The 12,249-nt window shown below is 41.0% G+C and carries 8 protein-coding genes; 7 read left to right on the top strand and 1 reads right to left on the bottom strand.

What is annotated here, in order from left to right; translation table 11 throughout:
- The 7 genes from EO130_RS13675 to EO130_RS13645 form a co-directional block, all read left to right on the top strand.
- Nucleotides 1-2,211: fibronectin type III domain-containing protein (locus EO130_RS13675; RefSeq protein WP_164732939.1), on the top strand; the 2,211-nt coding region annotated here is incomplete at its 5' end.
- Between the two features lie 3 nt (nucleotides 2,212-2,214).
- Complete coding sequence (locus EO130_RS13670; protein ID WP_127142057.1) at nucleotides 2,215-3,735, top strand: M23 family metallopeptidase; 1,521 nt, start codon at nucleotides 2,215-2,217, stop codon at nucleotides 3,733-3,735.
- Complete coding sequence (locus tag EO130_RS13665; RefSeq protein WP_127142056.1) at nucleotides 3,716-4,360, top strand: hypothetical protein; 645 nt, start codon at nucleotides 3,716-3,718, stop codon at nucleotides 4,358-4,360. Before EO130_RS13670 ends, EO130_RS13665 begins: the two co-directional genes overlap by 20 nt.
- A gap of 79 nt (nucleotides 4,361-4,439) precedes the next feature.
- On the top strand, nucleotides 4,440-4,946 hold the full coding sequence (locus EO130_RS13660) for a hypothetical protein (RefSeq protein ID WP_127142055.1): 507 nt from the start codon (nucleotides 4,440-4,442) through the stop codon (nucleotides 4,944-4,946).
- A 211-nt stretch (nucleotides 4,947-5,157) separates the two neighbouring features.
- Complete coding sequence (locus tag EO130_RS13655; protein ID WP_127142054.1) at nucleotides 5,158-6,555, top strand: cadherin repeat domain-containing protein; 1,398 nt, start codon at nucleotides 5,158-5,160, stop codon at nucleotides 6,553-6,555.
- A gap of 113 nt (nucleotides 6,556-6,668) precedes the next feature.
- Nucleotides 6,669-8,540 (top strand): outer membrane protein assembly factor BamB family protein, encoded by a 1,872-nt coding sequence (locus EO130_RS13650; RefSeq protein ID WP_127142053.1) that lies wholly within the window; start codon nucleotides 6,669-6,671, stop codon nucleotides 8,538-8,540.
- Between the two features lie 109 nt (nucleotides 8,541-8,649).
- Complete coding sequence (locus EO130_RS13645) at nucleotides 8,650-10,368, top strand: hypothetical protein (protein WP_127142052.1); 1,719 nt, start codon at nucleotides 8,650-8,652, stop codon at nucleotides 10,366-10,368.
- Nucleotides 10,369-10,597: 229 nt separating this feature from the next.
- On the opposite strand, the gene EO130_RS13640 is transcribed toward EO130_RS13645, so the two are convergent.
- Complete coding sequence (locus EO130_RS13640; protein ID WP_127142051.1) at nucleotides 10,598-12,148, bottom strand: M28 family peptidase; 1,551 nt, start codon at nucleotides 12,146-12,148, stop codon at nucleotides 10,598-10,600.
- Between the last annotated feature and the right edge of the window lie 101 nt (nucleotides 12,149-12,249).

Here is a 12,249-nt window from a genome sequence, read left to right as displayed (position 1 = left end):
GCCCAGATCTTCCCCGTACAGGTCACCCCACAAATTTTGCCGCCCTACAGTTTTCGGTTGTCCGACTACGCTACCAGCACCCGTGAAAAGCTTTTTGTGAACCTATTGCTCACCGATGCTATGGAATCCGGTAGACGTGTGCGCTTACGGATGAACGTGGAAGGCCCCGGAATCAGTTTTCGGACGGTGGACTTTGTGGCGGGCGCCGCGCCCATTGTGCTCAATGGTGGGGTCAACCTGCGGTTGTCCAACTTCGACCTTAGGCCCTACTTTGAGCTGAACAATTTGATCGGCATCAGTCCGCAGCAGTACGGGCAGCAGTTGCCCGAAGGGCAGTACCGTTTCTGCTTTGAGGTGTACGACCAGTTTTCGGGCCAGCGCATCTCCAATAATAGCTGCGCCAATATTTATCTACAGCTCAACGACCCGCCCCTGCTCAACGTTCCCTTTCGCGGCGATGTGGTGACGGCACAGCAGCCGCAGAACCTCATTTTCAACTGGACCCCAAGGCACATCAACGCCGCTGGGGTACAGTACGAGTTCACCCTAAAGGAACTGTGGGACACGGGCATGGACCCGCAGGCCAGTTTTTTTGCCGCACCGCCACTGTACCAGACCACCACCTTTGCCAACACGCTGCACTACGGTCCCGCACAGACGCCCCTTTTGGAGGGCAGGACCTACGGCTGGCAGGTACGCGCCTTTGTGAGCGACGGCTTTACGGAGACCTCCCTGTTCCGTAACAGCGGGATGAGCGAGGTGTACCATTTTACCTACCGTGCCGACTGCCACCCGCCCCGCTTTGTGCTGTCGGAAGCGCAGAACGCGCGAACGGTGCGGATTACCTGGCAAATGGGCGAACAGCTGCGCTATCGGATACAGTACCGTAAAAAAGGCTATGGGGACTGGTTCGGGCTGTGGTCGCGGACGAACGAGGCCATTATCCGCAACCTGGAACCGGGCACCGTTTACGAGTTTAGGGTAGGCGGGGACTGTAGCCCCCTCCCGGTCTCCCCCAAAGGGAGAGAAGGTAGTGGAGAAGGAATTTCTTTTTCGCCCATCCACGAGTTTACCACCCCCACCGAGGCCGAGATGGCCTACTACAACTGCGGCATCCCGCCCGAAATTGAGATCGGCAACCAAGAGCCTTTGTTCAACCTTGGGGTGAACGAGGTGTTTACGGCAGGGGATTTTCCGGTAGTGGTCAGGGCAGCAACGGGCAGCAACGGCTATTACACAGGCTGGGGCTATATTATCCTGCCATTTTTGGAAAGCATCAAGGAAGTGTTGGATGTGGCCAACGTGGTAAGTGGAGGGCAAGTGAACTTGGGCAAATTCAGCCGAATACGTGTGGAGTTCGAGAACATCAAGATCAACACTGATTACCAATTGGTGGAGGGCATGGTGGAGACGAGCTATGACGCGGAGTGGTCTGGGATTGTGGATGTGGATCAGGCGATTGCGGATATAGAAATGACTTTTGCCCAATTGGTTGAGTTGCTATCAAACATTGGCATTGATAGTGCCACACGAGAGAACATCAAAACGTTGACCGAAATGCTGGTGCAACAAGCTCAAGAAGAACTTCCACAACCCATCGCCGAAAAACTACAGTCAGCCACTGAAAAAATGAACGCTGCCAAGGAGCAGTATGATTCAGCGATTGCCAATGGAAATCAAGAATTGGCCGATCAAGCAAAAAATGATTTTAAAGCTGCACAGAACGAACTTAAAGATGCAGAGAAGGAAAGGGACGATTTCTTAAAGGCGTATGCTTCTATCATCAAGGATGCTTTAAAGGAAATTGTGCGCGAAAGTGACGATAATTTGAACAATGGATTGAATCAATTTGGTGAAGAAAGCATTGTGGTAACCGAAACAGGCGAAACTATGGAGTTGAACGCTTCCAGGTTGGACCAATTAACCAATGTGTTGCAGCCAGTTGCAGCTACCACTAATGAACAGGATTTGCTACAACATTTTGAATATGAACGTTGGCAGATGTTGAGCTATATCTCTACCAATCTGCAAACAGACGAAGGCACCCAAGAACTGGGCAATTTATTGGAGAATGAAGGCGAAAAGTTGGGTGTTTATATCTACAACCGATTGGAAGAGAACGTAAAAAGAAGTGAACTGATTTTTGAAGTTAAAGAAATACTCATTGAAACCATTACAGAAAAAATAGCCCTATCTACCAAACTCTTTTAGAAAATGAAAAACTTAACCTTCTTTGCCCTGTTATGTTGGGGCTTTATATGCCATGCGTCCCCTACACCCAAGGATACCATTTACACCAGTATGGAAACCTTGATGAGGGAAGTAAAAAACACGAAAAAGAAAACGGCCACCTACTATCTCCATCTTGCCACCTCAGATGACAAGGAAGTAAAAGTACGTATAGATTTAAAGCAGATAGATGCTGAAATACCCATATATAAATCCAATGAATTGGACATAAAAAAACTCCTAGCGTTGAAAGAAGAAAGTTTGGAAGCCCCAATGAAAAAGTTTGAGGAGTTCAAAATTAAACTCGCAACTTGGAAGGCCAAAAACAAAGAAGTCGAGGACTTAAAAGAACAAATAAAAACTTTGAAATCTGGAGACAGTCTGGCTTGGGATACCCAGTCAATTGACTCAGTACAGGAAATCGTTGATCAAAAATCAGTTGAACTGGCCAATAATGACAAGGCATATAATGAAGCTTTTAATGAATATGAAAAAATGATTGGGGATGTTTTGGGAAACTTAAAGAATCAGTACACTGAAAGGTTATCCTCTGCCATTGAAGAAGCCTACAACAAACTCGGAAACATCGAAACCGTTTTTTTAAGTGCCCAAGATAGCCCTACTTGGCACGATATACGGATTAACTTGATTAAACTTGATGCCCGACGACAAATGAAAGTAAGCTATACAGCACGAAGCGCAAAAAAGGTCACCGAAAATATTACCGCAGGAAAGTTTTATTACATACTGCATTTTGCAGAGTTTGGTTTGTTTTTTCCTGCCAAAGTGCAGGATGTTATTGATGCTATTAAGCAAAAGGAAATAAAACTAAATCCTTTTCTAACTGGAGAACGCTTCGCCCTAGTCTGTGATGATCAGGACAGAACACAGCATCATATAAATAATGTAATGGATCCTTGGGGTTATGATGTAGAGAAAGAAATTAGACCCAAACCTGGAGATCCATTGGTTGAAATGGAAATCGCAAGTCCTGGTGCAAGTGGTAAGAAAGGAGGAACTTTCGGATGTACACGGAACGGGGAACATAGAAAGTGTGAAAAAGGACTGAAATATCATGGTGGGATGGATATTTATGCAGAACAGGACACGAAACTTTACAGTATGTATGCAGGTACCGTAATTTCTTTATTTGATAAGATAGGTAGAGATGTTTATCATAGTAGTGCAAAAGAAGAGTATCGATATTCGGAAAGCTATGTTGGATCATTAGGAAATGATATTCAAATTCGGTCTGAAATAAATGGGAAAATAGTTGTGATTAGATACTGCCATTTAAATGCAATCAATGTAAAGGTTGGGGATAGCGTAAAACAAGGTGATATTATCGGCATTACTGGAAGGAATGGTAACGCAGGTAAAAAGGGCGGGATGTATGCGAGTAACGAACCTCACTTACACCTACAAATAAGGGTTAACAATAAAACAGAAAATCCTAATGACTATTTAGGGACTAAATTTGATACAAATGGATTACCAATTAACTAAAGATAATATTATGATTAAAAGAATTTTATTTCTCGGTATATTTTTTCAAATTATAACTTTCACCTATTCACAAGAAGACAAAACCAATTACTTGCCATCAGATTATTCATATCCTACTGATAGTATTCTGTTAAAGGAAATTATGCTTAATGGATCTAGGTTCCCAACAACAACTGACGAAGTGATAACACTTTTTGGAAAACCAGATAGAAAAGTAGAATTTGAATCTGATATAGATAGAGGGGCATATTCTTTGAGCTTAAATTATGGCTGCTCATCTTTTGAAGAATGCAAAATAAAGAAGGAGGAAATTACTGGCTTTGGGTTTTTAAGGTTTGAAGACTATCAGAATGGTAGATACCTCTTCAACAACTTTGCTTTCTCCAATACTGCAATAAGATTAACGGTCAAGAATCAAGATATTTTTATCGGAGATGGAGTGGAAAGACTCAAGGAGCTTTTTCCTGAATCCTATAGGTTTTATCAATATAAAATAGATGAAGACATTACAGATAGAGGTTCATATGTTGGAGTTTATATCCTGAATGAATACAAACAATTGATTTTCCAGATTGACGAAAAATCCAAAGAGATATGTAGGATATCAATATTTCCTACAGAATAGAAAAATCATCTAAAGGATTTAGTAATAGAAAACCTCCTCTAGATTATTTTACAGCAATAAATCCATAAATACTTACAATATGAAAAAAGTCTTTGCAATTAGTATCGTAGTCATTACATACAATTTTTGTTTAAGTCAAACAAGCAATAATCAACTAAACCAACAACTAAATGAAATGAAAAATTCTTTCATATTAAATGATATAGATTCTTATGTGAACTATATAGATAGTTTTACCATTGAAAGTATGGGAGGAAAAAACAATGCTATAAAAATCTTTAGAGAAGAATTTGATAAAAAAAGGGATGAAGGTTTTTCTTTTCTTGAAATAGATTACAAAGATCCTTCTAAATTTTTAAAAAGAAATAATGAATTACAGTGTAGTATTACCCAAGAAATGTTGTTAGAGTCACCTGAAGGAAAGATGCTGGTTGAATACTCAATAATTGCAATTTCAATTGATGAGGGAAATAACTGGAAATTCATCGATACTTATGGAAAAAAGAAAGAAATAGTATTGGACGTGTTTTCCAATATTAGCCATGAATTACCGATAATACCGATAAGTAAAACTCCTGTTGACTGAAAAACTACGCCCGCTAGCGCAAACACCTGCACCAAGCTTGTCGAAGCGTCGCGCTGATGTCAAAAACACTGAGCAAGGAGTAAACATAACCATAAATCAATAATAAATGAGCTAAACCCACCAAAATAAAACGCAGCATAACCCCCCAAATCAATTTTCTTCCAAAAATAAGTATGGAAGAAATAAGCATTAACCATTAAAAATTATACTTATGCTACGTAAAAATTATGCAGTACTTCATAGAGAAAAGGGTTGTAATGCTAAAATACAGGCCAAGCTCTATTTTTCAGTACTAATTGTCCTTTTCACGCTTTGTAGTTCATGCAGTAAGGATGATCCGAAATCAGAAGAAGTAATAGTAACGGTCAACACTGTAGATAAGACCTTTACCATAGATGAGAACCCTACGGAAAATCAATTTATTGGTACTGTTCCGGGTACAACAAACCAAGGCGGTGTCACATTTTCCATAATAGAACAAATCCCAGTTGGCGCTTTTCGAATTGATGCTAAAACAGGTCAGCTATATGTGGATAACACTTCCATTTATGATTTTGAAACAAATACCAGTATTACCGGAAAAATAAAAGTAGAAAATGGAAACGTTTCTAAAGAAAGTGCTATTGTTATCACCATAAACGATGTGGACGAAGATATATTCGTTGGTAGTGTTGAGTTAAGAAGTCAAGAAGAAGTAGATGAATTTGGACTTAATAAGTACAGGGAAATTACAGGGGATTTAAGAATAACCAAAGGGGATGATCTTGAAGACCCTATCATTGATTTATCGAGTTTAAATACTTTAGAAACCATAGGTGGGAATTTGGCCATATCTGCAACAAGTACGCTACAAACCCTTGAAGGGTTAAATAACATTGGTAATGTAAACAAGTGTATTATTTTCGATAATCCAAATATTGAGGATATAAGTGCCCTGGAGGGTATCATGGTCACTAGTTTTATTAATGTAAGTTATAACCCCAAAATAACCTCACTAGGTGTTTTTTCAAATATTCAAAGTTTGGAAAGTGGAATTCAAATCACAGAAAACAATTCCATTACGAGCTTACAAGGATTCAATAATTTGATTTCGACAGGAGGGGGTGTAAGGATTGTTCAAAATGAAAATTTGAACAATGTGTTTGATTTGAATTCCCTCACAACAATTGGAGGCTCCCTAGTATTTAACAACAACCCAAATCTTATCAACTTGAATGGTTTGAACAATCTTGAAACAGTTGAAGGTAATGTTTGGTTAATGGATAATGAGCGTCTTTTTGATATTAATGGCCTTCAAAATCTGACATCTTTTAATGGAGAAATGATTATCAATTTTTGTGATGAATTGCAAAATGTGGATGGCCTTAAAGGTATAACTTCAATAGAACTATTACAGATTGTCCATTGTGATTCTATACAAAATTTAGATGGTATAGCCAACCTAACATCCGTGGATGTAGTAAGTATACGGAACAATGATTCTTTGAACGACTTTTGTGGGCTAACAACCCTTATAAATAACAATTTTTCAGGCTCTTATACAGTTGTAGAAAATTTATATAACCCAACTATTGAAGATATTCTCAATGATAATTGTAGTAACGAATAGGTCCGATATGATTTAAACCATCAATATCAAAAACGCAGCATAACCCCCCAAATCAATTTTCTTCCAAAAAGGAGTATGGAAGAAATAAACATTAACCATTAAAAATTTTACTTATGCTACGTAACAAACACCTAATGCTACTATTGGCATTGTGGATTACTACCACACAGGCCCAAGAAAAACTCTGGGAAATCAACCTAAATGAAAAACTTTACAAAGTAGGCTGGATAGAACAGACCAATGATGGTCTGATCTTAGCTGCCGGGGATAAAGGTCTCATGGCTTTGGACAATAACACCGGGGCCGAAGTTTGGTTCAACGAGACGCTCAAAGCAGTGGACAAAAATACCTTATTGCATATTCCAGAACTGCCGATGTTTTATGTGGAATACACTTCCATTTTGGGTAAGCAGCGCGGTGTTCTTATGAACTCCAGCAATGGCGATATTTTATTTGATACAAAGGAAAATGATTACAAAGTAAAAGGGTTTACGGTATATCCGGAACAGGCCATGATCTTGTTCGAGTTGGTTCAGGACAAGATGAGGTATCTCATGAAATTCAGCCTCAGGACTTGGACCGAAGAATGGATGACACCTGTTGGTAAAAACAAAGAAAACTTGTTGCAAAGGGCTTTTGGCGGAGTTTCTTTCATAGACCACGAACCACAATTTGACCAAGATGGGAATATGATCATTGGTATAGATGACGAAATCTATGTGATTGATCCAAAAGATGGAAGTCCATTGTGGAACTATGGTGCAGAAAAAAAGATAAAAGCTCTGGTTTATTCACCGGTCAGCAACAGTATTTATGTCGGTATCAAAAAGTCCAAACGTTTAACCATCCTTGATCCTAAAACAGGAAACGATATTACCCCGGGTAAACTAAAACTAAGGGGATATATGATTGATTTGGTGAAGGATGATGATACCGATAATTTGATTTTGGTGGAAACGGAAGGCTTCAATATCATAGACCCCAAAACAAATGATTTACTATGGAAAAAAAGCTACAAGATGGACCCATTGACCGAGGTTATTCCCAACGGAACCGATTTTATAGCCATTGGCAAGGGAGAAAAATTGGGGCAAATGGAACGGGTAGATGCCGACGGCAAAAAGGTATGGGGCACCAAAACAGTTGGGTACGCTTATTACAATAGCTTGACGGACAAAGGGGTCATCTATATTTCAACGGAACGCTCAAACATCATCGATTACGAAACAGGGAAAGAAGTATGGAAAAAGGATCTAAAGTTTCGTGCTATCCCAGCGGTTACGTTTGATGAAGATGAGAACAAGGTTGTCATTTTTGAAAATGGAAATGCTTATAAATTTGATTTGACAACGGGGGATATGGACCAATTTGCCCAGAATATCGATTTGGAAAAGGTAACCAAAAAAACACCCCTACAGGCCGAATATATAAGGAGCAAAGGATATTTTCTATTTACAGATCAGCATGTTTCCCTTCTGTCCACAGAGGGTAGTTTGATTTACTCTAACCACTACGACCCTCCATCCTCCACAAATGCATTGATTGCTTTGGGAGATTTTGCCGGAAGTGCACTTTTGGGTGTTGATTTGGACATCGGTGGCTCCATTCAAAACATCGCTATGCTTACCGATTTGTCCAACGGCGTATATCGCAATACGCTGGACCAAAATGGAGCAGGACAGCAAACTTCCCTGGTGGCCGGACTTTATGTAGATAATGGCGCTTCCATGCAACCCATCTTAGAAGTAACAAGCACCAGATACTTCAATTCCAAGCAAACTCGCGACCATCATATTTTGGTGACAAAGGTCAAAAGCGAAACAAGTCCTACCAAACATTCCATTTACATGCTGAATAAAGCCACTGGCGAGGTCGAAAAAACCATCGACTTGTTGGATAAAACCCCAAATTACCTTGTTGATGTGGTGGATAACCGTGTATTCATCAATGAAAATAACCAATTGATTTCATCTCATCAGTTCTAATTTTTCTCATGGTGCTTATTGTATATCCCTTAAGGCACGTTCAGAATCTTCCGTGCTTTAAGGGATTTAAGAGATGAAATACAGCTGTTTTTCAAATTCAATCCTACGAATGTCCTGTTACCTTAAAAAATTATGTTGTACCACTTTTGGCGTATTGCTCTTTATGTGTCTCGCATCCGCCCAAACCGTCGATTTGGAAACTTTGGGCAGGGGCAAGGCCTTTCAATTGGGCGGGGGTATTTCCTCCAACGGCGTTTTTTACAATGCCAACCTAGAAAGTGCCCGTGAACCATTTACCTATTTTCTTCAAGGTAATTTGAATCTGTCCTTTTACCAGTTTAGTATGCCCATTAGTTACAGTTATTCCAACCAAGGGGAACAGCTCAACTATAATTTGCCCTTTAATTTAAACAGGTTGAGCCTACATCCCAAATACAAATGGATACAGGCCCATGTAGGAAGTGTGGCCATGAGCTTTTCTCCCTACACCTTAAATGGGCATCAATTTACCGGGGGCGGGGTGGAGCTGACCCCAAAAGGGCCTTGGAAGGTGAGTGCGATGGGTGGGAGGTTCTTGAGAGCCACGGAATTCGATGGCGACCCACTGACCATTCCTGCCTTTCAGCGTATGGGCTATGGGGTAAAAGTGGGGTATGAGCAGGATAGGTACAGTGCTGGAATCATTGTTTTTTATGCAAAAGATGACATCAATTCCATCGGTACTGTACCCGAGGAACAAGAACTGACCGCAAAGGAAAACATGGTGCTCAGCTTGGAAGGGACCTATAAAATTGGAGAAAATTTGCAACTGCATACCGTCTACGCCACTTCTGGGGTCACACAGGACCTTAGAGCTGTATCTTTGGACGAATGGAAGGGAAATATGGCCGGCTTGCTGTTGAAGGAGCGAGCATCGACCGAATATTTTGATGCCATACGTGCCGGATTGGACTATCGCTTTGAAACATCTGTTTTGGGTTTGGCCTACGAACGCATCGCACCGGGCTATCAAACATTTGGGGCTTACTTTTTTAACAACGACTTTGAGAACATCACCTTGAATAGTACCACCAACTTGTTCGATAAAAAGGTGAACTTGGGTTTTAGTGTTGGTTATCAGCGGGATGACCTTAAAAATCAAAAGGAGCGGGCCATGAACAGAATGGTTGGTTCTATCAATGCAGCGTATAACGCATCTGAACGTTTGGCAATAAGCGGGTCTTACTCCAATTTTACCACCTTTACCAATAGTCGTGTGGACCAATTTGAGATAATTAATGATGACAATTTACTGGACGACGCAGCGGAGGTAATCAACTATAGGCAGTTGTCCCAAAACGCCAATATGAACATCAATTATGTGCTCGCCCAAAAGCAGGAGGTGCAGCACAACATCAATCTAAATTATGCCTTGGCCGATGTATCCAACGAAGAAAATGGTGTGGTCCGGGTGGGGAACGCTTCTACCTTTCACAACGGAAATATATCCTATACGTTGGGTTTGCCCAACCGAAACATGAACCTAACCACTGCGTTCAATGGAACCTTGAACACCATTGGCACCGAAAACACAACCACTTGGGGACCGACTGTAAATGTGAACAAACAGTTTTTGGAGAACACCTTAAATACCAATTTGGGTGCATCATACAATACTAGTAATTCGGCTACAGCTTTGACCCAAGTGACCAATCTAAGGGCGAACCTGAACTACGTGTTCAAAGAGAAGCACAACTTCCATTTGAACATCATCCAACTCTTTAGGTCCATTTCAAACAATAACCAAAATGAGCTTACCATAACTTTTGGTCATAGCTACAGTTTCTGAGGTAATTCTCGTGTCAAACTGGTAGACTCACAGGTGTTGCAGAACTACTTTGTGTAACCTTACATATGCGTACAAAAAAGCTATCCAAAAGGCTGTTTACGTGTCAGTTCGAGCGCAGTCGAGAACTTAAGATGTATTGATAATCAAAGGGTTTCGACTGCGCTCAACCTGACAAGGTTCTAATATTATCGATTTTTAGACAGCCTCTTTACTTTTTACGATCAATCTCTTAATCAGCAGCCTTATCAACCACCAATCTACCAGGTCTGTTGGCAATTTCCCAAGCCGTGTAAAATATAAGGCGGGCGCGGTTTTCCAACAGGTCGTAATTGATTTTATCCGGAGTATCGCCAGGTCGGTGATAGTCCGCATGGGTTCCGTTAAAATAAAAGATGATAGGGATATTGTTTTTGGCAAAATTGTAATGGTCGCTTCGGTAATAAAAACGATTGGGGTCGTTTTCATCATTGTAGGTGTAATCGAACTCGATGTTGGTATACTTTTTATTCACCGCCTCGGATAGATTATGCAATTCCGTACTCAACTTGTCCGAACCAATAAGGTAAAGATAATTTCTAGCTCCCTTGTAGTTGGGGTCAATTCGTCCGATCATATCAATGTTGAGGTCCACCACCGTATTTTCCAAAGGAAAAACAGGGTCTACGTCGGTGTAGTACCGTGACCCCAAAAGTCCTTTTTCCTCTCCTGTTACGTGGAGAAAAACTACCGAGCGCTTGGGTCCGTTCCCTTCATCGGCCGCTTTTTTGAAAGCCTGTGCAATTTCCAGCATAGCCACGGTACCCGAGCCATCATCATCCGCACCGTTATTGATTTGTCCATCCGCAGTCACCCCGATATGGTCCAAATGGGAAGAAATCACCACATATTCCTCTGGTTTTTCGCTTCCTTTGATGAAAGCCACCACATTTTCGGAATCCACTTGGTCATTTCCGCTGGTCAAATTCAAATTGATGTTGGCCTGTAAAATTTTAGGAACATCATCTTCCTCAATATCGGACTTAAGGGCTTGTGCAGCGGGCGTGTCCAAAATAAGTAGCATGGGGTTGTCGGTATCCCCAGCTAGCTGCATTCTTCCACTATCATTGCTCCCAATAAAATCAAAGTAACCCCTGAACCTTGGAAAGTTTTGAACATCGAGATAGAGAACGCCTTTGGCGCCCTTGTCATTGGCAATAGATGCCTTTTTACTTATGGATTCGGATAGATTGCTCCATTCCGATTTTTTTGAAGTACCGGACAACACATAGTTCCCGTTGCTATCGACAGGCTCACCGGCCTTCATCAGTACTAATTTGCCCGACACATCGATGCCGCTATAATCGGAATAGTCCCCATCTTCAATACCGTACCCTGCATACACAATCTCATTATAAGTTCCCTGAGCTGAGGTAAAGGTCACTACCTCTTTGCCCAGTTCAAAGTTTTGACCATTAAAGCTCAAGCTTCCTTGAGGGACTTTTGATACTTCCAAAGGCACTTTTTGAAAGTAATCTCCATTGGATTGTGCCGGAGGAACTCCCAAAGAGGCATAATGCGCCCTAATGTATTCCACCGCCTTTTTTTGTCCCGGTTTACCGGTTTCCCTGCCTTCAAATTCATCGGAAGCATAGGTATATAAATGTTCTTTAAGATCGGCTTCCGTAATCGTTTCGGCATAAGTCATTGGATCTACCATGGTTTTGGCAGCTTCGGAAACGGTTTTTTGGTAAGAATTGCATGCCAAGGATAACCCCAGCATCAATAGAAGTAATTTTTTCATTAGAGTTGGTTTTCAAAATCTCCCAAAAGTAATTAAAAGTTGGCGAAAGAAATGACATCATCCATTTTAACATAATCAAGTCCTTTGTGTATCTTTCCACT

This window comes from Flagellimonas marinaquae (assembly GCF_003992675.1).
GTDB lineage: Bacteria > Bacteroidota > Bacteroidia > Flavobacteriales > Flavobacteriaceae > Flagellimonas > Flagellimonas marinaquae.
Note: the sequence above shows the minus strand (reverse complement) of the source record. Positions and strands in the feature narration are given on the sequence as shown.